This window comes from Rhodoferax ferrireducens, assembly GCF_049302455.1.
GTDB lineage: Bacteria > Pseudomonadota > Gammaproteobacteria > Burkholderiales > Burkholderiaceae_C > Rhodoferax > Rhodoferax ferrireducens_B.
This window is the reverse complement of sequence record NZ_JBAQMD010000103.1, coordinates 1-26,870: the sequence shown is the minus strand read 5'-3', so window position 1 is coordinate 26,870 and position 26,870 is coordinate 1. Positions and strand designations below refer to the sequence as shown.

General features: G+C 60.5%; 27 protein-coding genes, 1 tRNA gene, 1 pseudogene and 1 riboswitch. Of the genes and pseudogenes, 13 read left to right on the top strand and 16 right to left on the bottom strand.

Translation table 11 applies throughout. The features are described 5' to 3' along the window. Positions 1–22: 22 nt before the first annotated feature. A complete protein-coding gene (gene thiD / locus WA157_RS17490; RefSeq protein WP_422622179.1) occupies positions 23–865 on the top strand; it encodes a bifunctional hydroxymethylpyrimidine kinase/phosphomethylpyrimidine kinase in 843 nt (280 codons plus the stop codon). 36 nt (positions 866–901) lie between these two features. Here the strand turns inward: thiD and WA157_RS17485 are convergent, their stop codons facing one another. Next, positions 902–1,147, bottom strand: a complete 246-nt coding sequence (locus WA157_RS17485; protein WP_422622178.1) for a TIGR04438 family Trp-rich protein — start codon at positions 1,145–1,147, stop codon at positions 902–904. Positions 1,148–1,248: 101 nt separating this feature from the next. On the opposite strand from WA157_RS17485, the gene WA157_RS17480 reads away from it, so the two are divergent. Then, entirely contained in the window at positions 1,249–1,557 is a 309-nt protein-coding gene (locus WA157_RS17480; protein WP_422622177.1) for a c-type cytochrome, read from the top strand. 48 nt (positions 1,558–1,605) lie between these two features. On the opposite strand, the gene WA157_RS17475 is transcribed toward WA157_RS17480, so the two are convergent. The 13 genes from WA157_RS17475 to WA157_RS17415 all read right to left on the bottom strand — a co-directional run bounded on the left by WA157_RS17475 (position 1,606) and on the right by WA157_RS17415 (position 13,993). Continuing rightward, a complete protein-coding gene (locus tag WA157_RS17475) occupies positions 1,606–2,544 on the bottom strand; it encodes a thiamine phosphate synthase (protein WP_422622176.1) in 939 nt (312 codons plus the stop codon). Continuing rightward, positions 2,541–3,380, bottom strand: a complete 840-nt coding sequence (locus WA157_RS17470; RefSeq protein ID WP_422622175.1) for a thiazole synthase — start codon at positions 3,378–3,380, stop codon at positions 2,541–2,543. Before WA157_RS17470 ends, WA157_RS17475 begins: the two co-directional genes overlap by 4 nt. Positions 3,381–3,411: 31 nt before the next feature. After that, positions 3,412–3,609, bottom strand: a complete 198-nt coding sequence (gene thiS / locus WA157_RS17465; protein WP_422622174.1) for a sulfur carrier protein ThiS — start codon at positions 3,607–3,609, stop codon at positions 3,412–3,414. Further along, on the bottom strand, positions 3,606–4,682 hold the full coding sequence (locus WA157_RS17460) for an FAD-dependent oxidoreductase (RefSeq protein ID WP_422622173.1): 1,077 nt from the start codon (positions 4,680–4,682) through the stop codon (positions 3,606–3,608). The genes thiS and WA157_RS17460 overlap by 4 nt, the downstream gene beginning before the upstream one ends. Next, entirely contained in the window at positions 4,679–5,986 is a 1,308-nt protein-coding gene (locus WA157_RS17455; protein WP_422622172.1) for a purine-cytosine permease family protein, read from the bottom strand. The genes WA157_RS17460 and WA157_RS17455 overlap by 4 nt, the downstream gene beginning before the upstream one ends. 79 nt (positions 5,987–6,065) lie before the next feature. Then, positions 6,066–6,174: riboswitch (TPP riboswitch) on the bottom strand. Positions 6,175–6,206: 32 nt separating this feature from the next. Continuing rightward, a complete protein-coding gene (locus tag WA157_RS17450) occupies positions 6,207–7,271 on the bottom strand; it encodes an NAD(P)/FAD-dependent oxidoreductase (RefSeq protein ID WP_422622171.1) in 1,065 nt (354 codons plus the stop codon). 7 nt (positions 7,272–7,278) lie between these two features. Beyond that, entirely contained in the window at positions 7,279–7,608 is a 330-nt protein-coding gene (fdxA, locus tag WA157_RS17445) for a ferredoxin FdxA (RefSeq protein ID WP_011464746.1), read from the bottom strand. Positions 7,609–7,711: 103 nt separating this feature from the next. Then, a complete protein-coding gene (locus WA157_RS17440) occupies positions 7,712–9,142 on the bottom strand; it encodes a sulfate adenylyltransferase subunit 1 (RefSeq protein WP_422622170.1) in 1,431 nt (476 codons plus the stop codon). Between the two features lie 8 nt (positions 9,143–9,150). After that, entirely contained in the window at positions 9,151–10,122 is a 972-nt protein-coding gene (cysD, locus tag WA157_RS17435) for a sulfate adenylyltransferase subunit CysD (protein ID WP_422622169.1), read from the bottom strand. Continuing rightward, entirely contained in the window at positions 10,119–10,880 is a 762-nt protein-coding gene (locus tag WA157_RS17430; protein ID WP_422622168.1) for a phosphoadenylyl-sulfate reductase, read from the bottom strand. Before WA157_RS17430 ends, cysD begins: the two co-directional genes overlap by 4 nt. Further along, a complete protein-coding gene (locus WA157_RS17425; RefSeq protein WP_422622167.1) occupies positions 10,877–11,308 on the bottom strand; it encodes a DUF934 domain-containing protein in 432 nt (143 codons plus the stop codon). Before WA157_RS17425 ends, WA157_RS17430 begins: the two co-directional genes overlap by 4 nt. Before the next feature lie 12 nt (positions 11,309–11,320). Then, positions 11,321–13,138 (bottom strand): nitrite/sulfite reductase, encoded by a 1,818-nt coding sequence (locus WA157_RS17420; protein WP_422622166.1) that lies wholly within the window; start codon positions 13,136–13,138, stop codon positions 11,321–11,323. Positions 13,139–13,201: 63 nt separating this feature from the next. Then, positions 13,202–13,993, bottom strand: coding sequence for a sulfite exporter TauE/SafE family protein (locus tag WA157_RS17415; RefSeq protein WP_422622165.1), 792 nt, complete (start codon positions 13,991–13,993; stop codon positions 13,202–13,204). 166 nt (positions 13,994–14,159) lie between these two features. Here WA157_RS17415 and WA157_RS17410 point away from each other — a divergent pair. Continuing rightward, positions 14,160–14,236 (top strand) — tRNA-Val (locus WA157_RS17410). Positions 14,237–14,290: 54 nt separating this feature from the next. Here the strand turns inward: WA157_RS17410 and WA157_RS17405 are convergent. Next, entirely contained in the window at positions 14,291–14,563 is a 273-nt protein-coding gene (locus WA157_RS17405) for a KTSC domain-containing protein (RefSeq protein ID WP_422622164.1), read from the bottom strand. Between the two features lie 157 nt (positions 14,564–14,720). Here WA157_RS17405 and dsbD point away from each other — a divergent pair, with 157 nt between their 5' ends. From dsbD to WA157_RS17370, 7 genes are all read left to right on the top strand, one after another. Then, positions 14,721–16,508, top strand: coding sequence for a protein-disulfide reductase DsbD (gene dsbD, locus WA157_RS17400; RefSeq protein WP_422622163.1), 1,788 nt, complete (start codon positions 14,721–14,723; stop codon positions 16,506–16,508). Between the two features lie 2 nt (positions 16,509–16,510). Next, the gene (locus WA157_RS17395; RefSeq protein ID WP_422622162.1) at positions 16,511–17,338 is read left to right on the top strand and encodes a redoxin family protein; all 828 of its coding nucleotides are present in this window, start codon (positions 16,511–16,513) and stop codon (positions 17,336–17,338) included. Between the two features lie 7 nt (positions 17,339–17,345). Then, positions 17,346–18,113: a thiol:disulfide interchange protein DsbG gene (gene dsbG / locus WA157_RS17390; RefSeq protein ID WP_422622161.1), complete on the top strand. Its 768-nt coding sequence runs from the start codon at positions 17,346–17,348 to the stop codon at positions 18,111–18,113. Between the two features lie 164 nt (positions 18,114–18,277). Then, positions 18,278–18,832: a DsrE family protein gene (locus tag WA157_RS17385; RefSeq protein ID WP_422622160.1), complete on the top strand. Its 555-nt coding sequence runs from the start codon at positions 18,278–18,280 to the stop codon at positions 18,830–18,832. A gap of 102 nt (positions 18,833–18,934) precedes the next feature. Then, the gene (locus WA157_RS17380; protein WP_422622159.1) at positions 18,935–19,600 is read left to right on the top strand and encodes a response regulator; all 666 of its coding nucleotides are present in this window, start codon (positions 18,935–18,937) and stop codon (positions 19,598–19,600) included. Beyond that, a complete protein-coding gene (locus WA157_RS17375; RefSeq protein WP_422622158.1) occupies positions 19,597–20,931 on the top strand; it encodes an ATP-binding protein in 1,335 nt (444 codons plus the stop codon). The genes WA157_RS17380 and WA157_RS17375 overlap by 4 nt, the downstream gene beginning before the upstream one ends. 201 nt (positions 20,932–21,132) lie before the next feature. Then, on the top strand, positions 21,133–23,214 hold the full coding sequence (locus WA157_RS17370) for a c-type cytochrome (protein ID WP_422622157.1): 2,082 nt from the start codon (positions 21,133–21,135) through the stop codon (positions 23,212–23,214). Between the two features lie 237 nt (positions 23,215–23,451). On the opposite strand, the gene WA157_RS17365 is transcribed toward WA157_RS17370, so the two are convergent. After that, on the bottom strand, positions 23,452–24,138 hold the full coding sequence (locus WA157_RS17365) for an ABC transporter ATP-binding protein (RefSeq protein ID WP_422622156.1): 687 nt from the start codon (positions 24,136–24,138) through the stop codon (positions 23,452–23,454). Here WA157_RS17365 and WA157_RS17360 point away from each other — a divergent pair. The 3 genes and pseudogenes from WA157_RS17360 to WA157_RS17350 all read left to right on the top strand — a co-directional run. After that, positions 24,137–24,820 carry an arylesterase gene (locus WA157_RS17360; RefSeq protein WP_422622155.1) on the top strand — a complete coding sequence of 228 codons (684 nt, stop codon included), beginning with the start codon at positions 24,137–24,139 and terminating at the stop codon, positions 24,818–24,820. The two genes, WA157_RS17365 and WA157_RS17360, sit on opposite strands and share 2 nt — an antisense overlap. Further along, positions 24,820–25,869, top strand: a complete 1,050-nt coding sequence (mnmH, locus tag WA157_RS17355; protein ID WP_422622154.1) for a tRNA 2-selenouridine(34) synthase MnmH — start codon at positions 24,820–24,822, stop codon at positions 25,867–25,869. The genes WA157_RS17360 and mnmH overlap by 1 nt, the downstream gene beginning before the upstream one ends. Positions 25,870–25,952: 83 nt before the next feature. Then, positions 25,953–26,741, top strand: a pseudogene (locus WA157_RS17350) (IS1595 family transposase); the annotation flags it as partial. Between the last annotated feature and the right edge of the window lie 129 nt (positions 26,742–26,870).

Below are 26,870 nucleotides of genomic sequence, written 5' to 3'. Positions count from 1 at the left end.
CCCGACAAGCGAGGACTAATTGATGACGACTGGTATATACAAATTTGAGTACCCCCGGGTTCTTTCCATTGCAGGCTCGGACAGCGGTGGTGGCGCGGGCATACAGGCTGATTTGAAAACATTTTCGGCGCTGGGTTGCTACGGCATGACCGCCATTACAGCGCTCACGGCGCAAAACACCTGCGGCGTGCGCGCGATCCATGCCGTGCCGCCGCAGATGCTGCGCGACCAGATTGACGCCGTGATGGAAGACATCGGCGCTGATGCGGTCAAGATCGGCATGTTGCACTCGCCGGAAATCGTGCAAACGGTCGCCCAGGCGATTGACCGGCATGCCATGCAGCATGTGGTGTTCGACCCGGTGATGGTGGCCACCAGTGGGGCGGTGTTGATTGACGACGCAGCGATCGAGGTGCTGGTGCGCGAGCTATTTGGCCGCGCCGCAGTGATCACCCCCAACCTGGATGAGGCCGCGCTGCTGGTGGGCTACCCCCTGGGCTCAAAGCAAGACATGGAGCGGGCGGCACTTGACTTGCTGGCCAAAGGCGCGCGCGCCGTTTTGCTCAAAGGGGGTCACTTGCCGGGCCACACCGTGATGGACTTGCTGCTGAGCGCTGGCGGTGAAAAACTCTGGATGGAGGCACCACGCATTGACAGTCCCAACACCCACGGCACCGGCTGCACCTTGTCGTCGGCCATCGCGGCCTATTTGGCCCTGGGCGCTTCACTGCCCGATGCCGTGCAACAGGCCCGGAACTTTGTGCGCGAGGCCTTGCAGGCGGGTGCACAGGTGCGTACTGGCAAGGGCAGTGGCCCGCTTAACCATGGCTACGCACCGATTGCCATGCGAGCGCGTAAATCTTGATGCTTTTTTGAGCGGCTCTGCTCACTGCTTGAGCCCTTAACGCCGGTTCTTCTTGGTGGAAGTTCCCATGTTTTCCCGGTTTCTGTCAATTCGATCCTGCCTGCGACTATTTTCACGTTCCATCGCTTTCTTTTTTGTATAGCCGGAGTTGTCAGCCCATGCCCACCAGAGCACGGCCAGGCCAAACGGGGCCAGTACAACCCACCAATTCCATGCCGCCACTGGGCCGAGCGCCAGATACTTCATGACGAGAAAAGCCAGCCCCAGTCCCAATAAATACATATCAAAATCCTGTCATTTGTTGCATGTCATTACGGCGGTGAGTGTCAACGCCAATCAATACAATGGCGTTTATCAGCTTTAAGCCAACCGATAAGGTGTCAATGATTAAACATTCCATTCTCGCTTTAATTGCCGCCGTTGCGGTAACTCTTCCTGCATGGGCCGATCTGGCGCTTGCCAAATCCAAGAATTGTCTGGCCTGTCATACCGTCGACAAAAAATTGGTGGGTCCGGCGTATCAGGATGTTGCGAAGAAATACGCCGGTCAAAAAGACGCGGCGGGCAAGCTGGCAACAAAAATCATGAAGGGCGGCTCTGGCGTCTGGGGTGCGGTGCCGATGCCGGCCAATACGCAGGTCAACGAAGCGGAAGCCAGAAAACTGGCAGAGTGGGTTCTGAGCCTGAAATAAGCTGCCGAATCGATTGTTCCACGGCGCCTGCGCGCAACGCCCTGCATCTCAAAGCGCGGGCTCAGGCGCCATGGCCGAGAGCTTGGCGTTGATCTTGGCTTGCAGACTATTTGCCATGACCTCAGGATTTTCAGCGGCCACCAGGGCACGCACCACCGCAATCGATCCCACGCCGCAGTTCAGCACGTCCAGCAGTTTGCCGGCGTCAATTCCCCCAATCGCTACTTTCGGATAGTCACGCATCAGCCGGGCATAAGCACCTAGTCGTGCCAGGCCTTGTGGTGGTGTCTGCATGCGTTTAAGCGTGGTGGCGAACACCGCACCCATGGCGATGTAGCTCGGACTGTAGTGATCGGCCCGCAGCATCTCGGCGTAACCGTGACTGCTCAGACCCAAACGCAGGCCCGCCGCCCTGATCTTTTCCAGGTCTGCTTCGACCATGTCCTCCTGCCCCAGATGCACGCCATAGGCCCCGGCATCGATGGCGGCTTGCCAATGGTCGTTGATAAAAAGCCGGGCATTCGTGCCTTTGACCGCCATCACCGCAGCGCGTACTTCACGGGCAATGACCACGGTGTCATCGGATTTGAAGCGCAGTTGAACGGTGGACACACCAGCGCGTGCCATACGCCCCACCCAGGCCGCATCGGGCAGGACCGCGTACAGGCCCAATTGACGCGGGCAGGCCGCAAACGCAGTTGAGCGCGGCCAGGCCTGCAGACTGAAATCCTCCGGCTGGTCGGGCCAGGCCGTCACGTCAAAATGCCCGGTGCGATCAGTCTGGTTTTGCCAGGCCAGTGCCACGCACTCGGCATCCGCCTCAATGAAACCCAGCGCCAGGCAGGCGCTTTTGGCGGCGCGGTAAACCGCTGCATCACAGGTGAAGGTGGCGGTGGCTGCGCGCTGCGATGTGCCGGCGCCAGGCGCCAAAGCGAGATCGGCGTGGGCCGTGACGATGGTCTGCACCATGCTGTCATGCTGGGTCATGTAGCGGCTCCAAGCTGATGCCAAAAGGGTGTGCCCAGCACGGGGGTGCTGGGTTGCGCCGCCTGCTGTTCGGGCATGGCGCCGCTCAAAAATGCAGTGCGTCCCGCCTGGGTGGCAGCGGCAAAAGCACCTGCCATGGCCACCGGGTCTTGCGCCAGGGCCACGGCGGTGTTGAGCAGAACGCCGTCAAAACCCCATTCCATCACCTGGCAAGCGTGTGATGGCAGACCCAAACCGGCGTCCACGATCATGGGTACGCTCAGGCGCTCACGCAGGGTGCGCAGCGCATAGGCGTTGATGGGGCCTTTGCCGGTGCCAATCGGCGCCGCCCACGGCATGATGGCCTGGCAACCTGCGTCCACCAGGCGCTGGCACAGTACCAGGTCTTCCGTGCAGTACGGCAGTACGTTGAAGCCTTCCTTGATCAGCTGGCTTGCCGCCTGCACCAGATTCAGGGTGTCAGGCTGCAAGGTGTAGTCGTCGCCAATGAGTTCGAGCTTGATCCAGGGCGTCTCAAACACCTCGCGTGCCATCTGCGCGGTCGTGATGACCTCCTGCACGCTGTGGCAACCGGCGGTGTTGGGCAGTACCGGCGTACCCAGTGTTCTTAGCAGTTCCCAAAACCGGTTCGGTGTAGCCGGGTCGCTGACGTTTTGTCGCCGCAGTGACGCGGTGAGCATGGCCGGCTGGGCTAGGCGCAGCGCCGCCTCCAGAATGCGTGGCGAGGGGTAACGGGAAGTGCCCAGCAACAAGCGGCTGTTAAAGCGCTGGCCGTACAACAGCAATGGATCGGCGCTGGGGGTATCTGCGCTTGAATTCAGGGAGTTTATTGACATGGTGAAAATTTTCTAAAACGTTCCGGGAACCCTATCCGCCAGTGACCGGTGCAATGATGTCGATCCGGTCGTCGTGCTGCAGTCGGGTTTGGCTGTAGCGGGTTTGGGGCACAAACTGCAGGTTCACGGCCGCCGCAAAAGGCGCCCGCGCTTGCAGCAATTCAATCGCATCGGCCAGTGTGGCACCCTCAGCGAGAGTGTGCCGGGTCTGGTTGATGATGACGTTCATGGCAATTGGTGGATCGACAGGGCAAAATCGTTCGCCAGCGGCGATGCTCCGGTTTCAAACAGTTCCAGCGCCACATCCAGCAGGGCCGGGGCCATCAGGTAGCCATGGCGATAGAGGCCGTTGATCTGCATCACGCGCGGGCCCAACTGGCGGATGCAGGGCAGGTTGTCGGGCAAGGCTGGGCGGCACTGGGCGACCAATTCCACAATGCGCGCCTCGGCAAAACCACTGTCCACCGTATAGGCGGCGCCGAGCAGCTCCAGCGCTGAGCGCACGCTCATCGGCGAGAGGTCATCGGACTCAATTTCGGTGGCGCCGACCAGAAAATAGCCGTCTTGTTTGGGCGCGATGTAGATCGGGTAGCGCGGATGGAGCAGTCGCGTGGGGCGCGACAGTTTCACGTGCGGCGCCAGCAGCGTGATGATCTCGCCGCGCACGCCACGCAACGCGGACCACTGTGGGTGCGCACCCAAGCCCCGGCAGTCAAATACCCAGTCGGGCTGCCCCGGCTGCCCCGGGGAGAAGTCGCTGAGGGCGCGTGGACTGTTCCAGTGAATCGTCACCTGCAGTCGCTGGAGTTGATGCAGCGTGGCGGCGAGCAACTGGTGGTTGTCCAACTGGCCTTCGCCCGGCAGGTAGAGGCCTTGTGAAAAATGTGCACCCAGACTGGGCTCCAACCGTGCGATGCCCGCCGCATCCAGCGGCTGCGCGATGGGCAGCGTTGGCAGGCGTTGCGCCGTGGCATCAAGCTGGCGTGAAAAGCGTGTTGCCTCAGCCACATCTTGCCGATGCCAGACCACCATCGTGCCCTGCTGCTGAAAGAACACCGGCTCATCGAGTTGCGCAATCAGCGTAGGCCAGCGGCCGAGCCCGTACACGCCCATTTTCACCACCGGGTCCTCGGCGACGGCCGACTCCGCCAGCGGTGCCAACATGGCTGCCGCGGCACGGGCCGCCGAGTTCAGCGCCTCGGGGCCACCCGCATCAAATAATTCAAGCTGGTGACCCGCACGGGCCAATTCACACGCGAGCAAGCGCCCCATCAGACCGGCACCCAAAATAACGATGTTCATGCGGGTTCTCCCAATTGATTCATAGACACGTTGGCGCGTGTCAACCAGGCCAAGCCAAAGGTCAGTGCCAGCGTGGGTAAGGCAGCACCCCATTGCGGCGCCCATTTCGCTAGCAAGTGATAAACCGCAATGCCAGCCAGCCACAGCAAAGCTGCACTGAAGTCCACCTTGCGCTGCATTGGTTGCAAGCGCACTGAAACACCGCTCAGGCGCCCCAGAATAACCCCGTACAGCGGCACAAAAACCGAGCTCAACAACAACAAAAACGGCTCCAGACTGTGCATCGGCAACACCAGCGCCAGGCCCGTGCACAGCAACGCCAGCCCGAGCCCCCATTGCCGCACCGTCCATGACGACTTGATGCTGTGCGCCGACACCGCGCCCGAGTACACATCGCCATAGGCGTTGTCAATTTCATCCACCAGGATCAGGCTCAGCGCGATCAGCCCGCCTTGTGCCAGCAGCAGGGCACTGACCAGATTGACATCGGGCTGCGCCACACTGACCACCATCACGCCGAGTGCGTAACACCAGATGTTGGCCAGCGCGTAGCCGAGCCAGGTGCCGCTCAGGGCGCTGCGGCCTGACTTGCCGTAGCGCGCATAGTCGGCCACCAAGGGTAGCCATGACACCGGCATGGCGATGACCAGGTCCATCGCCGAGAGCATGCCCATGCTGCCATCGCCCTCTCTGGTCCAAAACGCTTCAAGCCCCTTGCTGTGCAGTTGGCCGCCAAACTGCCAGGTCAGCCACAACAGCGACGCAATCACCAGCGGCAGGCCGACCCGGCTGATGACTTTTCGCACCAGCTGCGTCATGGAGCCTGCCAGCAGCAGCGTCAGCACCGCACCCCACAACAGCGTGGTGACGACGATGCCGCCCGTGCCCTCCAGCGACAGGCCCAACGATTGTTGGCCAATGGCGGCTGTGCCGTCGCGCATCACCACCAGTTCAAAGGTGGTCCAGCCAATGAGCTGGGCCAGGTTCAACAGCACCGGCAAACGTGCAAAGTAACTGCCATAGGTGGCGTGCATCAGCCCGGCGCTGGACAGGCCGCTGTCGCAACCCAGCTTGGCCGTCCAGGCCAGCAGGCCGGCGCCCAGCAGCGATCCCAGCACAATGGCAATAGCCGCATCACGGCTGCCCACGGCCGGCACCAGGTAAGCGCCGACCTGCATCACCAGCAGGCCCACGCCCAGGCTGAACCAGAGTGAGGCGTGGTCATGCCAGGTGAAGACCCGCCCAGTGGTCCCCACTGGCGTTAAAGCCTGGTTGACGTTGTCAGTTAAGTTTGTATTTGCCATCTATTTGCTCCATGCAAAAAAGTTGGCAGGTTGGCCGAATCTGAAAACGCAGTTGTGTCAGCAGAGAAGGCGGTGACACCGGTGTTCAGACTTGCTTCCCTGCGCGAGGATTACCTCAGTCAGGTTCAAAGGGACTTTCTCAGTCACCCGCTTTCATTGAAAGCCTGGCAACACCCCTAGCGAAATGCGCTCCAGCGAAAGAGCGCGATGCAGATTCTACTCAGTCAAACACCGGCGACTCGACCCCCAACACTTTGTGCAGCTTCGGACTGGTGGTGGTGTACTGCAAAAAGACCTTCTTCTCGGGCGAAATGATCGGCATGGCGCCAAAGGCGGCGAGTGCGCATTCATGAAAGCCACTCAAGATCAGTTTCTTTTTGCCGGGATAAATGTTGATATCGCCGACGGCAAAAATACCGGGCTCGCTGGTGGAAAACTTCTCGGTGTCCACCTTGAGCTGTTTGCGCTCGATGTCCAGACCCCACTCGGCAATGGGGCCGAGTTTGGGCGACAAACCAAAAAATACCAGCAACACATCGAGTGGCACGACACGGGTGACGCCGTCAGCACCGGTGACTTTGATGCCGGTCAGCAGGCTGTCCTGGGCTTCAAAGCCGGTGACTTGACCCACGATGAACTGCATCTCCAGCGCGTCGCACAGTTCGCGCATCTTGGCTACACTCGCCGGCGCCGCCTTGAAGCCGTCGCGACGATGGATCAGGATCACGCTGGCGGCTTTGTTGGGGCCGTCCTTGACAAAGTCCAGGGCCCAGTCGAGGGCGGAATCGCCGCCACCGACGATGACCAGATTCTTGTCCGCAAAATCGGCCGGGTTGCGCACGCGGTAAAACAATTGCGAGTCTTCAAACACCTCCAGGCCGTCAACTTTGAGGGTGCGCGGCTGGAAGGCGCCCACGCCTGCAGCAATGAAGATGGTTTTGCTCAGGAAGCGTGTGCCCTTGGAGGTTTCCACAAAAAAACGTCCGTCGTTTTGTTTTTCCACCACCGTGACTTCCTGCCCGTAGTGAAAGGTGGCACCAAACGGCGCAATCTGTTTCAGCAGGTTCTGCGTCAGCTCCCGGCCGGTACAGACCGGCACCGCCGGAATGTCATAAATCGGTTTGTCCGGATAGAGCTCAACGCATTGGCCGCCGGGGTAGGCCAGCGAATCGACCACATGGGCCTTGATTTCGAGCAGGCCGAGTTCAAACACCTGAAACAGCCCGACCGGGCCGGCACCGACGATCACGGCGTCGGTCTCTAGGGGGTCTTGATGGTTGCGCACCGGCGGGTCAACGAATCAGATACGGCAGCTTGCCGGTCTTGTCTTTCCACTCCTCGGCCTCAGGCAGCGCGGGCTTGCGCTTGGTGATGGTTTTCCAGCCTGGTAACTTGGCCAGCTCAGCGTTGATTTTGGTCATGTGCTGCTGATCTTTGGGCACGTCTTCTTCGGCGTAGATGGCGTTGACCGGGCATTCGGGAATGCAGACGGCGCAGTCAATGCACTCATCGGGGTCAATGGTCAAAAAATTGGGGCCCTCGCGAAAGCAGTCCACGGGACAGACATCAACGCAATCGGTGTACTTGCATTTGATACAGGCTTCAGTGACGGTATGTGTCATGTTGTGTTTTTCGACAAGGTGGGTGAAAAGCAGTGATTTTATTGGGTTTCAAGATCGATTTATCCAGATTGACCTTGCAGGCCATGGGATTACTTGAACGGAGTCAATTGATCAACACCGCGCCCGAGGTTTTGTGCGAGGCCGTGTCCACCAACACCAGCGCACCCAGCACCCGGGACTGGCTAAAGGGTCGTGCCGCTATCGGTTCTTGCAGCAGCAGCTCGACATGGCCGATGGCATTCGCGGCCAGCGCCGTGGCGGCTTCTTCGACCAGGGTGTTGATGTCCAGCTTGTGCACGATGCGCTTGACCCGGGCTTTGACCCAGCGGTGCCCATGCAGCGCCCAATAAACGCGACCCGCGACCAGCGGCTCGTCGTCCATCCAGGCAACGGTGACCTTGAGTTCGCGGCTGGGTGCCAGGCTGGCGCTGGCTGGCACGGTGTCGAAATCATCCTCGGCCATCGGGGTATCTGTTGGCGCAGGTTCAACCGCCAGCAGCCAGTCGCCGCGCGACACATCGACCTCACGGTCCAGCACAATGCCGGCGCTGTGCCCGGCGGCCACCGCGGCGGGTTGGCGTGTGTGGCCCAGCACCTGCGCAATGCAGGCGCTCTGGCCGCTGGGCAACAGCTTGACGGTTTGCCCGACGCGGGCAAAACCGGTGGCGACACGGCCCCAAAAAACACGCCGACCCTGGGAGGTGTCGCTGCTGGATGAGAATTTTTCGACCCATTGCACCGGAAACGCCAACGGCAAGGCGGTATCCGCCGGGGTCACGGGCAACAATTCCAGAATGTCGAGCAGACTCGGGCCGCTGTAGCCGCACCAGCCCTCGGCCGCCTCCACCACGTTGTGGCCCTTGAGCGCAGAAATCGGCACGATCGCCGCCACCTCAATGCCAGCGGCTTGCGCAAAAGCTTCCAGCGCGTGGCTGATATTGGCAAACGCCAGTGCGGCCTGGCCCGCCGTCTCGGGCTTGGCCGTGTCTTCCAGCGCATCGAGCTTGTTGACGGCAAACACGATGCTGTTGACGCGCAGCAAGTGGGCCAGCAGCGAATGGCGGCGGGTCTGCGGCAGCAACTCCAGGTTGGGGCTTTGCCATTGCAGTTTGGTGGCATCCACCAGCACCACGGCGGCATCGGCGCTGCTGGCGGCGGTGACCATGTTGCGGGTGTATTGCTCGTGGCCGGGGGCATCGCCAATGATGAATTTGCGATTGGCCGTGTTGAAGTAACGGTAGGCCACGTCGATGGTGATGCCTTGTTCGCGCTCGGCCGACAGGCCGTCGGTGAACTGCGCCAGGTCCGCCTCGCCGCTCTTGGAGACGTTGGCCAGTTGGTCCAGCAGCACCGAGCGGCTGTCGATCAAGAGGCGGCCAATCAGCGTACTTTTGCCGTCATCGACGCTGCCGCAGGTGATGAATCTGAGGGCAGAAACAAAATCCGTTCGCCCTGAGCTTGTCGAAGGGTTGGCTTCGACAGGCTCAGCCCGAACGGTGGTTGGCTCATCCTTGGGAATAGTGAATGCGGTCATTGTGTCCATCAGAAGTATCCGTCTTTCTTGCGCTTCTCCATCGAAGCCTCAGAGGTTTTGTCATCCATGCGGGTCGCGCCGCGCTCGCTCACATCGGCGGCCAGGGTTTCGATCACGATGTCGTCAGGCGTCGCGGCCAGGCTCTCCACTGGGCAGGTGCAGGTGATGTCGCCCACGGTGCGAAACCGCACGTTGCGTGTTTCCACTTGCTCACCCGGCTTGGCCGGGGTCAAGTCGGTCACCGGCACCAGCAGGCCTTTGCGCTCCACCACCGCACGTTGGTGCGTGTAATAAAGCGAGGGCAGGGCGACCCGTTCACGGGCAATGTACTGCCACACATCGAGCTCGGTCCAGTTGCTGATCGGGAACACCCGGAAGTGTTCACCCGGGTGCAGGCGGGTGTTGAACAGCGTCCACAGCTCGGGGCGTTGCTCTTTCGGTTGCCACTGACCAAAACTGTCGCGGTGGCTGAAGATGCGCTCCTTGGCGCGCGCCTTTTCTTCGTCACGCCGGGCCCCGCCAATCAGCGCATCAAAGCGGAATTCTTCAATGGCTTCGAGCAGCGTGACCGACTGGTGCACGTTGCGGCTTTCGCCCGGATGCGCCAGCCGCACGGTGCCACGCGCCATCGAGTCTTCGACGCTGCGCACAATCAGCTCGGCGCCCAGCTCTTTGGCCCGGGCGTCACGGAAATCAGTGACCTCATGGAAGTTGTGGCCGGTGTCGATCATCAGCAGCGGGTAGGGAATGTGGCCGCCGGTTTTGCTGTCCATAAAGGCTTTTTCAGCGCACTTGAGCATCACCAGCGAGTCTTTGCCGCCGGAGAACAGCAAGGTCGGGCGCTCAAAGGCGGCCGCCACCTCTCGCAGGATGAAGATGGTTTCTTCCTCCAGCGCATCGAGGTGGGCGTTGCTGAGATGGTCAGGGCGGGGGTGGTGCGTCATGGGTTGCAGCAGGTTGGAAAGTATCGGGGCATTCATGTGGGGGCCTTTTCTGGCAGCGGGCTGGCTTTGACATGCAGGCCGCATTCTTTGGCTGTCTCGTCTTCCCACCACCAGCGCCCGGCGCGAAAATCTTCGCCCAGGCTGATGGCCCGGGTGCAGGGCGCGCAGCCGATGCTGGGGTAAAACTGGTCGTGCAGCGGGTTGTAGTCAATCTTGTTGACGGCGATGAAATGCCAGACGTCACCCCAGGTCCAGTTGGCCAGCGGGTTGAGCTTGACGCGGGTGGCATCTGAGGTGTCGATCAGGGGCACGTCCGCGCGCGCGCCGGACTGCTCGCGGCGCAGGCCGGTGATCCAGGCGGCTTTGCCTGTGAGGGCGCGGTTCAAAGGTTCCATCTTGCGGATGTTGCAGCAGGCTTTGCGCAGTTCGATGCTTTTGTACATCGCCTCCTTGCCTTCGCGCGCCACAAATTGCACGACCGCCTCGGTGGCCGGGGTGAAGACCTCCACCGGGGCGCGTGACGAGGCTTTGAGGCGAGCCAGCAAGTCAAGCGTCTCGGTGTGCAGCATGCCCGTCTCCAGCACAAAAATGCCGATGTCGAGCTGCAAGCTGTTGATCAGGTGTGCAATCACCATGTCTTCGGCGCCCAGACTGCAAGCCAGCGTGACACGCGGCGCAGTACCTGCGCTCAGCGGTGCATAGTCACGCGCGGCCTGTTGCAGCAGCGCAGTTGTCTCAAGCAGTTTGGCTTCAAAGTTGCTTGAGGCGCGGGCGTTGAGATCAATGGCGCTCATGCAGCAACTCCTTCGGTGTTTTTGACGCTGGCAGGCACGCCCGTTGCAGCCGCGAACAGGGGCGCTCGCTGCGCATCGCCCTGGTAGAAGCCGCTGAAGCGCTCAAGCTGACGCTGCGCCTGCTCGATGTCCTGGTCAGCGCGCAGCACGGCGGTATCAAAGCCGCTGCGCTGCATTTGCAGCACTTGGTCGATCAGCACGTCCCCTAGGGCAATAATCTCGCCCTTGAAGCCTAAACGGCGGCGCAGCAACAAGGCCTGGCTAAAGGCGCGGCCATCGGTGAACTTGGGGAAGTTCAGCTCAACGCGGTCCACCCCAGCCAGCGCCACGGTGCGCGGATCGGCATCGTTCGCCAAATTTATGACATTCAGGCCTGTAGCCCCCGTCGAATAAGCGTTAGCAGCTATCAATTTAAGAGTATTTTGCATACGGATTTAATCTCAATCGGTCAAGGCATCGGCCGTGGCCAGATGAATATGGAGTTCTTTGCCGCTGTTGCCGGTCTCGCTGCGCACTTGGTTGGCGGCAGCGCGAAACGGCTCCAGCCCGAGGCGCCGCACGGTGGCGATAAAACGCTCACCAGGCAAACGGTGCAGGCGGTAGGTGTCCAGCAACGCCTCCACCACATCGGTCACTTCAGACGCCGCAAATGACGGCCCAATCACCTTGCCCGGCACAGCGGCGCCAGACAGTGAGCTACCGTCCGAGCCGCCGAGCGACACCTGGTACCACTCGCGCCCATCTTTGTCGACCCCCAAAATGCCGATGTGACCGCTGTGATGGTGACCGCAGGAGTTGATGCAGCCGCTGATGTGCAGGTCAATCTGGCCCAGGTCAAACAGCTCGTCGAGGTCCTGGAAGCGCTCGCTGATCGCCGCGGCCACGGGAATGGACCGAGCGTTGGCCAGCGCGCACAAGTCGCCGCCGGGGCAGGCAATCATGTCGGTCAGCAGCCCGATGTTGGCTTTGGCCAGACCGGCTTCACGGGCCGCCTGCCACAGCGCGGGCAACTGGTCGGCGCGTACCCAGGGCAGCAGCAGGTTCTGCTGGTGCGTGACGCGCACTTCACCGGCGCTGAACCGGTCCGCCAGATCAGCGGCGGTGTCCAACTGATCGGCGCTGGCGTCGCCCGGGGCCTGACCCAGGCGCTTGAACGACAGGGTGACGGCGCGCAAAGCGGGGTTCTGGTGCGGTGCCACGTTTTGCTTGAGCCAGCGTTGGTACTCGTTGGCATCTTTGTCCGACCATTCAGTCGCTTCTTTTTTAATAGCTGCTCGTCCTTGCTGAACAAGGGCTGGCGGCCTGAATGATGCTGAAACCCGGTCCAGCTCGGCTTGCGGAATCGTGTGCGGCGCGCCGTCGTGGGTCAGGATGTCCTGGTACTCGGCTTCGACCTCGTCGATGAAGCGCTGGCCCTCGGCCTTGACCAGAATCTTGATGCGCGCCTTGTACAGGTTGTCGCGTCGGCCCCAGCGGTTATAGACGCGCACCACGGCTTCCAGAAAGTTCAGAATTTCGTTCCAAGGCAAAAAGGAACGGATGGTGCTGGCAATGACCGGTGTGCGGCCCATGCCGCCCCCCACTTGCACCTTGAAGCCGATCTGGCCGTCGGCATTGCGCAGCAGGTGTAAGCCGATGTCGTGCCAGGCGGTGGCCGCGCGGTCCTCCCGTGCGCCCGAGACCGCAATCTTGAACTTCCGCGGCAAAAACGCAAACTCGGGGTGCAGCGTGCTCCACTGGCGCATGATTTCGCAATACGGGCGCGGGTCGATGTCCTCGTCAACAGCCACACCGGCCAGCGCGTCGCTGGTGATGTTGCGAATGCAATTGCCGCTGGTCTGGATGCCGTGCATGTCCACGCTGGCCAGCAGTTCCATCACATCGGCACTTTTATCCAGCGGGATCCAGTTGAACTGCACGTTCTGGCGGGTCGTGAAGTGGCCGTAACCGGTGGGCAAATGCAGCGTGCCCAGCGCGCCCTGGGTCGTGGTGGCGGTCTCATAAACCTGCGCACTGGGTTGGTCAAACTCGCGCGCAATGCGAGCCAGCACGCGCAGTTGCCGACTGGCCAGCTCGCCATACGGCACCGCCACACGCAGCATCGGCGCGTAGCGCTGCACATACCAGCCGTTTTGCAGTCGCAGCGGTCGGAAATCATCGTCGCTGAGCTGACCGCTCAGGTTGCGTTCAAGCTGGTCGCGGTACTGCGCGGCGCGTTGATGAACAAATTGACGGTCAAAGTCGGTGTATTGGTACATGGTGGATTTAGGTCAAAAGGGCTGAACCGACGGTTAAAAGAGGGTGGATTGTCCGGTGAAGTCTCACAAGGCGATTAATTTGGTGCCGGCATAGGCCAGCAACACGGACAGCAGGGAACGAATCACCCGCTCTGGAATGCGCGACATCAGGTGCGAGCCGACCCAGATGCCGGGAATCGAACCCGCCAACAGTTTGGCCAGCAAGGGCCAGTCCACCGAACCCAGTGAGGCGTGGCCCAGCCCCGCCACCAAGGTGAGCGGCACGGCATAGGCAATATCGGCCGCCACAATGCGCGGCAGCGGCAGCAAGGGGTACAACACCATTAGCACGGTGACGCCAATGGCGCCCGCGCCCACGGAGGTGAGGGTCACAAGTGTGCCAATCACGGCGCCAAACAGCAGCGGCAGGCTCCAGTGCAGGGGCTTGGCGGCCAGTGCCTCCTGGCCGCGCGCCACAGACGTGGGCGCTGCCTTGCCGCGCATGGCCTTGTACAAGGTGGCTGCCGCCGTGAGCAGCAAGGCCACGCCCAAGGTGCTGGTCATCAGATGCTGAACATGGGCGCTGGCCGCGCCCACTCGGTTGAGGATCAAAAGGGTAATCAATGCCGCCGGAATGCTGCCCGCCGACAGATGAAACACGACACGCCACTCCACCTGACGCGCGCGTGCCATCTTGACGGTGCCGCCCATTTTGGTGAACGCGGCAAACAGCAGATCGGTGCCGACGGCCATGTAGGGCTTGACGCCAAAAACAAAGATCAGGATGGGCGTCATCAGCGAGCCGCCGCCGACCCCGGTGAGGCCCACCACGATTCCAACAAAAAAGCCGGCAAAAATAAAAGCGAAGTCTTGCATAGGAGTTGGACTCTAAAGGCAAGGCTTTATATTTCAAACTATCTTTTGATGATTTACATATGCGATCTGGCTATAAAGGAGGTCTTCAGACGCCTGAACTGGTGCAAGTTCGGGTTTGAGGTGGGCCGAATTTTTGCTGCTACAATTTGCGGCTGATGACAATTTCAGGCGCATAGCTCAGCTGGTTAGAGCACCACCTTGACATGGTGGGGGTCGTTGGTTCGAGTCCAATTGCGCCTACCAAATTCAAAGCCCCTTCTCCCGCGGAGATGGGGCTTTTTTATCGCTTCACGCCACTCAGTCCCCGCCCCCAAACAGGTCATTAAATTTCTTGGCTCCATCTGGATCAGCACTGGAGGTCATCGGTGTGCCCTTCGGGTACTCCTCCGCGATCCGGTCCTCCCAGTACGCCGCCGGGTTGGGTGCGCTGCAAAGGCGCCGATACACCTCTTCGGGAACATGCTTGTAGGCCAGGACGGTCTTGTTGTCCCAATGCAGGTCCAGCTGTCGCGATGCGGTGTTGTAGTCGGCCTTCTTGATGCGGCCGCTTGTGAACGTCTTGGTGGGCATGTCTGAAGTCTCCGAAGGGCGTCGGCAATTGGAACTACGGCAGTCACAGGCCACGACAGATGCAGAAGGTCCACTCGTGGCTTAAATTGTTTCACCGTTAACGTAGCCTTAATCTTGCCACGCAAAGATGCGTGCTCCATTTGATGTAGGAGCACTTATGCTGCGTTTGTTGTGGTCGGTCGTGATGTTGACAATGTGGTGGGCGCTGCCGGCGCATGCCCAACAAGATTTTTTGCAGCCGGAACAGGCTTTTCGTCTGAACGTCAGCAAGCAAGCCGATGGTCAGTTGCGCCTGAACTGGGACATCAGCCAGGGCTATTACCTCTATCGCCAGCAGATGAAGGTCGAGGTGGACCCCGTCGGAAGTGCGCTCAAGGTTGAGTGGCCAACTGGCACCCGCAAGACCGATGAGACCTACGGCGAAAGTGAGGTCTACCACGACCAGGTAACGGCCTTACTCACGGCGCCTGATACCCAAGCACTGACGATTGGCTGGCAGGGTTGTGCCGATGCGGGTCTTTGCTACCCGCCGCAAACCCGGCGCGTGAATTTGGCCGATGTCGCCGCAGCACAGTCCGCCAGCCCGGACGTGGCGGCTGCCAGCGTGAGTCGGACTGCGTCGGGCGCACTCGGCGAAGATCAGGATCTGGCCGACCGTCTGTCACGCCTGAACCTGGGTTGGATGCTGCTGGTGTTCTTCGGGCTGGGCTTGCTGATGACGTTCACACCCTGTGTATTGCCGATGGTGCCGATTCTCTCCAGCCTGATCGCGGGTAGCGGCGCGAGTGCCAAGCGCGGCTTTGTGCTGTCGTTGGCCTTCGTGCTGCCGATGGCGCTTGTCTATGCTGGAGTCGGCGCGGCGGCGGCGCTGGCAGGCGCCAATCTGCAAGCCGTATTACAGAACCCTTGGGTGCTCGGCAGCTTCGGGCTGGTATTTGTGATGCTGGCACTCGCCATGTTTGGCTTTTATGAACTGCAACTGCCGGCCGTGCTGCGCAACCGTGTGAACAACGCCAGCCAGGGCCAGCGCGGCGGCACCATGACAGGCGCCGCGACGATGGGCGTGCTGTCGGCGCTGCTGGTCGGCCCCTGCATGACCGCGCCACTGGCTGGCGCTCTGCTTTACATCGGCAATACCGGTAATGTGCTGACCGGCGCCCTGGTCCTTTTCGCCATGGGGCTGGGCATGGGGGTGCCACTGTTGTTGGTCGGAACTCTCGGGGCCCGGCTGCTGCCGCGGCCAGGTGACTGGATGAACCGGGTCAAAGCATTGTTCGGATTTATCCTGCTGGGCACCGGTATCTTTTTTGTGGCGCGTGTCTTGCCTGCGGCACTGACGCTGGGCCTGTGGGGCGCTTGGTTGCTGGCGATTGCCCTCAGTTTGCTGTCACTGGTGCAAAAGCTCGGCACCGACAGGGGGCGCTTAGTCTCCCGCTTTCTGGCATTGCTGCTGGGCCTGTGGGGCGGCTCCATGGTGATCGGTGCGGCCGCTGGCGCCCATGCCCCCCTGCAGCCGCTGAACATTGGCGCCATTGCCAGCCCGCTCGCGTCGCCCTCCGTCAGGAATAGTTTCATGACCCGCTTCGGACCGCTCAAGACACCGCAAGCGCTTGAGGTGCTGGTTGCCGCGGCGGGCCAACGCGGCCAGTGGACGCTGGTGGATTTCTACGCCGACTGGTGCGTGTCGTGCGGTGTGATCGAACGCGAGGTGTTTGGCGACCCGCGCGTGCAGCAAGCCTTGAACGACATGCAACTGCTGCGTCCGGACGTCACGGCCAACAATGCCGATGACCAGGCGCTGATGCGCACCCACCAGATTCTCGGCCCGCCCACCATGCTGCTGATCGGCCCCGATGGCAAAGAGCGCCGTGCCGAGCGCATCGTCGGCGAACTCAGTGCCGACGAATTTCTCGCCCGCTTGGCGCGGGCAAGGCAGAAGGGTTAAACATGCTGACATTGAATGTCGGTCCCCTATCCTTGCCGATCACACTTTTTCTAATGCTGGTGGCTCTACTGGTTGCGGCGGGAGTAGGCCGCCTGGTCGGGGGTAGTCAGCGGACCGGCGTAGGCAATATCGCAATCGATATGTTGGTCGCCGCTGTGCTGGTGGCGCGCATCGCCTTTGTTTCCATCTGGTTTGACACTTACCGCAACTCACCCTGGTCCATGCTCGATATCCGTGACGGCGGGTTTACACCCTGGGCCGGGATGATGGCCGCTCTGCTGGTGGCGTTCTGGCGGGCCTGGCGCCGCCCGGCGTTGCGCAGACCACTGGCCTTCGGTCTGGCGGCTGGGGCGGTCGCCTGGGGAGGGCTATTTGGTGCGATACGCATGATGGAAAATACGACTGTGCCCCAAGCATCTGTGACGACGCTTGCGGGTGAGCCGACGAACCTTGCCGCGTTGGCGCAGGGAAAGCCCATGGTTGTCAATTTGTGGGCCAGTTGGTGCCCCCCTTGCCGGCGTGAAATGCCGGTGCTCGCCGCCGCGCAGAAGCAGCAGACCAGTCTAAGTTTTGTTTTTGTCAACCAGGGCGAGGATGGGGAGACAGCCCAGCACTACCTCACCGCCGCCGGACTTGATCTCGCCAACGTGGTGATCGACCCCGGCACCGCCCTTGGGCGCGAAGCTGGCTCTGGGGCGTTGCCAACCACTCTTTTCTACGACGCCAACGGAAGACTGGTCGACACCCATTTGGGCCCCCTATCGGCCGCCTCGTTGGCGAGCAAATTAGACCAGTTCCGGTTCCCCTCAAATCTCTCAAATAAGGAGTAAATCCCCCATGCTTAAGAAATCACTTGCTGTGTTTGCAGTTTTGTTCACATTGATCGGCCTCACCCTGGCTGCGCAGGCGAAAGACTGGCCAGCACCGATCAAGGCGCTGGAAACGCAGGGCGTTGAGGTGATAGGGACTTTTGCTGCGCCAGGCGGACTGACCGGCTATGCAGGCATCGTCGACCAACAGCCGCTGGCCATCTATTTGACCGCCGACGGCAAACAGGCCATAGTCGGCTCGATGATCGACGCCAAAGGGGCAAACCTTAGTCAGGAGCCACTGAACAAGCTGGTCAGCAAACCCATGACCGGGAAGATATGGAAGCAGCTTGACAACAGCACTTGGATTCCCGATGGCAGCAAGAACGCTCCGCGCATCATCTACACTTTCACCGACCCGAACTGCCCCTACTGCAACAAGTTCTGGAATGACGCCCGTCCCTGGGTCAGTGCGGGCAAAGTGCAGTTGCGCCACGTCATCGTGGCGATCCTGACGGACACCAGCGCGGGCAAGGCGGCGGCCCTGCTCTCGGCACAGGATGCGCAAGCCGCCCTGACCCAGCACGAACAGCAGCATGCCAGTGGTGGCGTCAAGCCCTTGAGCCAAATATCGGCAACAGTACGCGCGCAGCTTGAGGCCAACCAGAAGTTGATGCAGCAACTCGGCTCCTCGGCCACGCCCACGATCTTCTACAAGGATGCCAGCGGTAATCTGCAAAAGATGCAAGGCGCGCCATCGGCAGAGATGCTAGTCAAAATTATGGGCCCGCGCTGAGGCTACCCGGTGGCCCAGCAAGCTGCTGATCCGACTGCAGCCGGGGCCTGCTCGGCCGGTCGGTGCAAGGTCACTCGGCACTGTCAATCAGTGTCACCCCACTTACCAATAAAAATTGGTTTGAGTCACAGTTTACTAATCAACCACAAGCAGGGAAGATATATATGATTAAAAAAGTCAGCACCGTCTCAATAGCCATCGCGGGACTTCTCGTCTTGTCATTGAATGGCATGTCATCTTCTGCCTTCGCTGAAACCCCCTTCAGCTTTTCAGAAAACACCAAGCCGCCATTGCAGATCGTCAACCAGTCGGAACTTAAAGTGGCTGTCCAGATAAATTATGCTGACACCGTTCCCAATGGCATCAGCAAGCAAGTGATGGCGGCGAAGAATCTCTATGATCAATACACAGCCATTGGAATGAAACCCGGCAAAGACTATGAAATAGTGATGGTGTTCAGAGGCGACGGAGCCCAGTTTCTGTTGACCGACGAAGCCTACGAGCAAAAAGTGAAACAGCCTCATCCGAAAGGAAATCCCAACCGAGCCATACTTGACGAGATGATCAAAGGCGGGGTGAAGATGTATGAATGCGGCGTGGCGATGCGACTGAAAGGCTACGCACCTCAAGACATTCTTCCCTATGGCCGAATTGTCGTGTCTGGCATTGGCGCAATAGTCGATTTTGAAAAATCAGGCTATATCTCCATCACGCCGTAATGGGTCCACGCTTCCATTTCAGATGACCAACATAGAGCCCGCGCACGGGTGGATTCAGATGCTGAGAATCCACCTTTTTGAACCGATACTGACAGAGCCACTATGCGTGTTTTACTGATTGAAGACGATGAACTGATTGCTCACGGCATCCTGGTCGGATTGCGCGCGCACGGCCTGACCGTCGATGGTGTGACTACGGCGGCGCAGGCGCAGGCCACGTTGTCAGCCGTGCATTGCGATGTGGTGATACTCGATCTGGGGCTGCCCGACGAGGATGGCATGAGCCTGCTGCGGCGCTTGCGGGCTGGCGGCATGGCGCTACCCGTGCTGGTGTTGACCGCGCGCGACGCCGTGCAAGATCGCGTGGCCGGGCTGCGTGCCGGCGCCGATGACTATCTGCTCAAGCCTTTCGATCTCAGCGAACTCGTTGCCCGTCTACAAGCCTTGCTGCGCCGCGCCGCCGGACGCAGCGTGGATCTCATTGAGCATGGCGCGTTGCGCGTTGATCCGGCAAGGGGTGAGGTCTTTCTGCACGGACGGGCCATCGATTTGTCACGACGCGAACTGGCGCTGCTGGTTGCCCTGCTGCAGGCTCGTGGATGCATTCTGAGCCCCGATCAGTTGAAGGACAGTCTTTACGATTTCAGTGAGGAGATTGAAAGCAATGCGCTCAATGTGCATATCCACCATCTGCGCCGCAAACTGGGGGCCGACATCATCGAAACGGTCCGTGGCGTAGGCTACCGATGCAGCATGGTGACCGAATGACACTTCGCGTGCGATTGCTGCTGATGATTGGCGTCTCGATGCTGCTGCTCTGGGGTGGGGTCGCGATCTGGATGCTGCACGGCCTGGAGCAGGAAATGCAGCGCACCCTGGATCAGCGCCTTGAAATGTCGGCCCATATGGTGGCCGGCCTGATGTCGCAGAACCCGGCTGCGTGGGATGGCCGAAGCGGCAAAGCCGGCGTCTCCACCTTGAGCATGCCGCAGACGGTGAAAGGCCTGGCGTGCCAGGTCTCGCTGCGCGGTGAGGTGATTGCCAGCACCCCGGGCGCTGCGCCCGAGGCCATTGATCAGGTCGGCCCCGGGTTTGTCAATCGCGAAATCAGGGGTGAACACTGGCGCAGCTACACCCTGGATAAACTGGGTTTGCGCGTCACTACGTCCGATCGTCTGAGCGAGCGCAGCACCCTGTTGCGCAATGTCATGGTGGCTGCTGTCGTGCCCTTTGTCGCCGCCCTGCTGGGCAGCCTGCTGGTGCTGTGGTTCGGTGTTGGCAGTGGGTTGCGGCCACTGGAACGCCTGCGCCAGGTCCTGGCCAGCCGCACGCCAGATTCCTTGACCCCAATTGAAAACGCGCCCATCGCGCGCGACTTGCAGCCTTTGGTCAACACCCTGAATCATCTGTTGGCGCGGGTGAGCGAGACATTCAGCCGCGAACGGCGCTTTACCAGCGATGCGGCCCATGAGTTGCGCACACCTCTCACCGCCATCAAGATCCATCTTCAGGTCGCCCGCATCACGCACGGCCAGGAGGCCGCCGTGGCCATGGATTACGCCGAAGAGGGCGTGGCGCGGCTGCAGCACTCGCTCTCGCAGTTGTTGACGCTGTCACAAGTGGAAGGCACTGTCTCTTGGGAAGATGGGCGCCTCGCAGAGGCCAACGAAGTCGCGCTCCTTGCCATGCGCGATGCGACGCCCGAGGCGCCGGAGCGCATTGAATTCGACAGCGACGCCAGCGGTGCCGAACTGGTACTGCCCCAGGCGCTGGCTGTTACCGCACTACGTAATTTGTTGGAAAACGCCTTGCGTTATTCCCCCGCAAACAATAGCGTCAGGTTGGAGGTCCGCCGCTCGCCGGACACGGTTCGGTTCAGCGTCTGTGATCGAGGACCGGGGCTCAGCGAGGAGGCGCTGGTGCTGGCCAAGCAACGTTTCTGGCGACGCGGATCAGGTCGAGGCAGCGGACTTGGCTTGTCCATCGTTGCAGCGATTGCCGAGCGCTTCGGCGGAGCGTTCGAACTGCTTCAGCGATCCGAGGGCGGGCTGGAGGCGAAGTTGACGCTGCCAAGAAAGAAACAGCTTGACTCGAACTAGAAAGAATCGCTTTCCTTTTCTGCAAACCTGATCGCACTGAAAGCCCGCGTCAACATGCTTTGTCAAATGGATCTGTCAGCACCAGCGCCCCTCCTTATACTGCCGCATTGAACATCAATGCGGCTTCCTGGTCCCGATAGATGGGGGGTTCCCACCTGTAAAGGACGAAGGTCAACAATGTTTTTTTCAAGGATTTGTGCAATGAATATCTCCCGATCACTTCTGGCCGTTCTTGGTGCGTGTTTGATTCTTGGACATGCCGCGCAGGCTGCCGACCCGACACCCGCCCAAGTAAACAGCGCAGCGCAAGCACCCAGGGCTCCCGACAACGAGGCAGCATTGATTGAGCGCGGCAAGTATGTGGCGCACTTGGGCGATTGCGTGGCCTGCCACACTGCAAACAAGGGGCCAGCGATGGCGGGCGGCCTTGAACTCAAGACGCCGATGGGCACAATTTATTCGACCAATATCACGCCTGACGCCACCAGCGGCATCGGCAGGTATTCGTTTGCGCAATTTGACCGCGCCATGCGTGTCGGCGTGACCGCGGACGGTCACAACTTGTACCCGGCCATGCCTTACCCGTCCTACGCCAAGATGAGCGAAGACGACATGCGCGCCTTGTACGCTTTTCTGATGAAAGGCTTGGCGCCGGTCAATCAGGCCAACAAGCCGGCGGAGATGAGCTGGCCGTTCAGCATGCGTTGGGGTTTGTCGTTCTGGAACTGGGCGTTTCTGAATGATGCGCCCTTCAAGCTTGATGCGGGCAAGGATGACGTCTGGAATCGGGGCGCCTATCTGGTGCAAGGCTTGGGACACTGCGGTTCCTGTCATACGCCGCGCGGTATTGCTTTCCAGGAGAAGGCCATGAGTGATGCGGGTTCCGATGGCAAGTACTATCTCGCGGGCGAAACGGTTGAATCGTGGCGCGCGCTCAGCCTGCGCAATTTGTGGACGGTGCAGGACACTGCCCTGCTGCTGAAAACGGGACAGAATAGTTTTGCCACGGTGTCCGGCAACATGGCGGAGGTGATTCATAACAGCACCCAGCACTTCACGGATGCCGACTTGACGGCTATCGCTACCTACTTGAAGTCGCTGCCGCCGGGCGAGCACGATCTGCCCATGCCTGCGGCGCCGGTACGCGCTGCAGCAGCGACGGTCCCCGCCAATCTGTTCACGACACGCGGCGGATTGGGTTATGTGCAATTCTGTGTCGATTGCCATCGCCAGGATGGCGCAGGCGTCAAGGGGATATTCCCGGCGATGCAGCGCAACCCTTCCATCACTGCCGCCGACCCGGCCACGCTGATGCATATCGCGCTGACCGGCTGGAAAACGGCCGAGACCGCCGCGCATCCACGCATCTACACCATGCCGGCCTTTGCCCGGCTGTCCGATCAGGAACTCGCTGAAATCCTAAGTTTCGTGCGCGGCAGTTGGGGCAATAACGCCGAACCGGTTGCCGCGTCTCAGGTAAAAAAGATGCGTGCAGAACTCGATCCCAAGACCACGGATTCGTCCAATTTTGAAACGCCGCGTCTGGCGGACATGCTCGCCAGCCCCACTGCCCTGCAGCTTGTCCGCGGCATGCGCCTGCATCTTGAGACCAAAGCCCTGTTGCCGCAGAACGTCGGTAACGCCTTGAATTGCACCAGTTGTCATCTGAACGCCGGCACGGTGGCCGATGGTTCGCCATTTGTCGGCGTATCGGCCTTCTTCCCTAGTTACGGCGCGCGCGCCGGACGGGTCATTACCATCGAAGACCGCATCAACGGCTGCTTTAGACGCTCCATGAACGGCAAACCGCTGCCTGCGGATTCGGCGGACATGAAAGCCATGGTGGCCTATTTCGACTGGATGAAAAAGGAAACCAAGGCGCAGGACAAGGTCGCCGGACGCGGCGTTGGCAAGGTGGACATGGCGATCAAGCCCAACCTGGAAAATGGCAAGCAGGTGTACGCGACCCAGTGCGCGGTGTGCCACGGCAAGGACGGCGAAGGCCTGACGCAGGCCGATGGCAGCTTCATCTACCCGCCACTTTGGGGCGATGATTCATTCAACATCGGCGCTGGCATGGCGCGGACCTATACCGCGGCGGCCTTTGTCAAGCGCAACATGCCGATCGGATTCCATGAGAAATTCCCGCTGGGACAAGGGGGGCTTTCGGATCAGGAGGCTGTTGATGTCGCGGAGTATTTTTCGCACCAGTCACGCCCGGATTTCCCGGACAAGGTGAAGGATTGGCCCAAGGATAAGAAACCGGCGGATACGCGTTACTGAGAAATGGTGCGGCTATGGTTCGATGGGAAGCACCTTTTCTCCGGTGCCCAAGCCAACGTTGAGGGCAACAAAAGGCACCGAATCGTAGCTACGAGGCGGCAAACAGAAACTGTTTCGTGACTGGACTTACCGCGCCACATCTCTACTCTACGCGCTGCCCACCTTCACGCCCAAGAAACCAGCTTGTTACTTTCTCCAAGCAATCCCGTTCCACGCCGGGTTTAGGCCATCAACGCCTTAAACCTCAAACGCCGTCTCCATCACCCGCCCCGCCTCAATCGTGATGCAGCGCGCGCAGCGCGAGGCAATGGCGCGGTCGTGGGTGACCAGCACCAGCGTGGTGCCGAGTTCGCGGTTCAGGTCAAACATCAGCTCCATCACTTTTTCACCGGTGGCAAAGTCCAGGCTGCCGGTGGGCTCATCAGCCAGCAGCAGCGCCGGGTTGACGACAAAGGCGCGCGCCAGCGCCACCCGCTGTTGCTCGCCGCCACTGAGCACCTTGGGGTAATGGCCCAGGCGCTCGGACAGGCCCACGCGCGCCAGCATGTCGGTCGCGGCCTGTCGGGCATCGCGCCTGCCAGCCAGTTCCAGCGGCAGCATCACGTTCTCCAGCGCCGTGAGATTGCCCAGCAGTTGAAAGCTCTGAAACACAAAGCCGACTTTTTGGGCCCGCACGGCCGCGCGCTCGTCTTCATTGAGGGCGAACAAGTCCTGCCCGGCCAACCGGACGGTGCCGCGGCTGGGCGTGTCCAAACCCGCGATGATCGACAAGAGCGTGCTTTTGCCGGAACCCGAAGCCCCGACAATGGCGACTGTTTCCCTGGCATTCAACGCAAAATCAATATCGCGCAAAATGTCGAGCGTGCCGGTGGAATCGGTGACCGACTTGAACACGTGTTCAACAGAAATAATTGAATCAGACATGAGGCTTTCTTTGTATCGAACTGACGAGCATCGGCGACACTTTATCGCCACAGGCGTACTGGCCGCTGTTGCGGGGGTATCGCTGTTAGCACCGGCGAATGCCGCTGCCCCGACCCCTAAAACCATCCAAGCCAGAAAAGTCCTGGTGTTGGGCGATTCGCTGAGTGCCGAGTATGGCCTCAAACGTGGCAGCGGCTGGGTGGCGTTGCTTGAGCAGCAACTCAAGGCCGAAAAAATTCCCGCCGTCGTGATCAACGCCAGTATCAGCGGCGACACCAGCTCCGGCGGGCGCGCGCGGCTGGGGGCGCTGCTGACCCAGCACCGGCCGACCCATGTGCTGATTGAACTCGGTGGCAATGACGCGCTGCGAGGCTTGCCGCTGGAACTCACCCAGGATAACCTGACGTTCATGACGCAGGCGGCGCAACAGGCGGGCGCCAAAGTGCTGCTGATCGGCATGCAGATTCCCCCCAACTATGGCAAAGACTATGGCGAGCGTTTTGCCGCGATGTTTTCCAGCGTGGCAAAAGCCAGGCGCGCCGCGCTGGTGCCGTTCTTGCTCAAAGGCATTGCCGAAGATGACGCGACCCGTTTGTTTCAAGCCGACCGCATCCACCCCAAGGAAGAGGCCCACCCTCTCATGTTGGCCAATGTCTGGCCGGAACTGAAAAAAATCCTGTAATGAGCCTGAACACCCTGCCCGCAACCGAGGTCATCGCTCGTTTGCATGAGTTTGATACCGTCATCGACGCCCGCAGCCCCGGCGAGTTCGACGAAGACCACTTGCCGCACGCCGTCAACTGGCCGACGCTCAACAACGAGGAACGCCGCGATATCGGCACCCTGTACAAACAGGTCAACGCCTTTGAAGCCAAGAAGCGCGGTGCGGCGATAGCGGCCCGCAATGTGGCCACCCACATTGATCGTTGGGTGATCGACAAACCCAAAGACTGGCAGCCGCTGGCCTACTGTTGGCGTGGTGGCCAACGCAGCGGCGCGTTGGCGCTGATTTTGAGTCAGATCGGTTTTCGGGTCACGCTGGTCGAAGGTGGCTACAAGGCGTTTCGGGCGGCGGTGGTGCAGGATATTCCACGGCTGGTCAGTGGCCTGGACTGGCGTGTGATCAGTGGCACCACGGGTTCGGGCAAAACGCGCCTGCTGCAGGCCCTGGCCGAACAAGGGGCGCAGGTGGTGGACCTGGAGGCGCTGGCCCGGCACCGCAGTTCGGTGCTCGGTGCCATTCCGGGACAGGCGCAGCCGACCCAAAAGCGCTTTGACACGCTGGTGTGGCAGGCGTTGCGAGCGCTGGACCGCACGCGCCCCGTCTTCATCGAGAGCGAAAGCAAGAAGGTGGGCAATGTGGCGGTGCCGACCGCGCTGATCGAGGCCATGCGCCAAAGCCCCTGCCTGAACCTGGTGCTGCCGGACGCTGAACGTGTTGCCTTGTTGATGGAAGACTACAGTTTTTTTGTCAGCGACGTCGAGAGCTTTTGCGCGCGTCTGCAGGTATTGACCGAGTTCAAGGGCAAGGTTCTGGTGGAGGGCTGGCAGCGCCAAGTGCGCGCTGGCAACATCGCCCCGGTGGTGCAGGCGCTGCTCACGCAGCACTACGACCCGACCTATCTGCAGTCGATGCAGCGCAATTTTTTGCGTTTTTCAGATGCAAAAATAATAGCACCCCAAGACCATTCGACGGGGGCTATGGCGCTTTTAGCTCAAAAAATAACCTGATTAGCCCCCAAGTTCAGTAGGCCTACTTCGCCATAGTCTGAATTGGAGCAACATGCGCACCCTCTCTTCAAAGGAGATATGCCATGTCGATCAACCAGGTTCAATTTCAAAAGGGACTGTCGATAGCCGACTTCATGGAGCGCTACGGCACACAGGAAAAGTGCCACGCGGCGCTGGTCGCTTCGCGCTGGCCGACGGGGTTTGTCTGCCCGCACTGTGCCAGCACGCGTCATTGCACATTTGAGCGCAAGGGGCTGCAATACTGGCAGTGCTCGGCCTGCCGCGAGCAAACCACTGTGACTTGCGGGACGATCTTTCAGGCCACCAAACTGCCCCTGACGCGCTGGTTCTTGGCCATGCATCTGCTGACCCAGGCCAAGAACAACGTCTCGGCCCTGGAGCTCAAACGTCACCTGGGCGTGCGCTACAAGTGCGCCTGGCTTATGAAGCACAAGCTGTTGCAGGTCATGTCCGAGCGCGAGGAGACGCGCCAACTCGATGGTCGTGTGGAGATTGACGACGCCTACCTCGGCGGCGCGCTGCCTGGGGGCAAGCGAGGCCGGGGCTCGCAAAACAAGGTGTCCTTCATTGCTGCGGTGCAGACCACCGACACGGGCCATCCCATACTGGTGTGTTTGAAGAAACTGGAGTTCACCAAAGACGCACTGACACAGTGGGCCAGGAAATCGCTGTGCGCCTCAGCCCAAGTGATCTCCGATGGCCTGGCTTGCTTCACGGGCGTCACCACGGTCGGCGCCAGCCACGAGCGCACCATCACCGGCGGCGGTGCGGCCAGCGTCAAGCTCGAACAGTTTCGTGCGGTCAACACGCTGCTGGGCAATCTCAAAACGTCTTTCAGCGGCACCTATCATCCTAAATCCAATAGGTAATCCCCCGGCTGTGCCGGGGTGACAGTAGAAGTTTGACATTTGCATTGGTATGGATGTCCATCGCAGAAACTTCCAATCGTGAGCCGCCAAGCAAACGAAAGGAAAAAACTG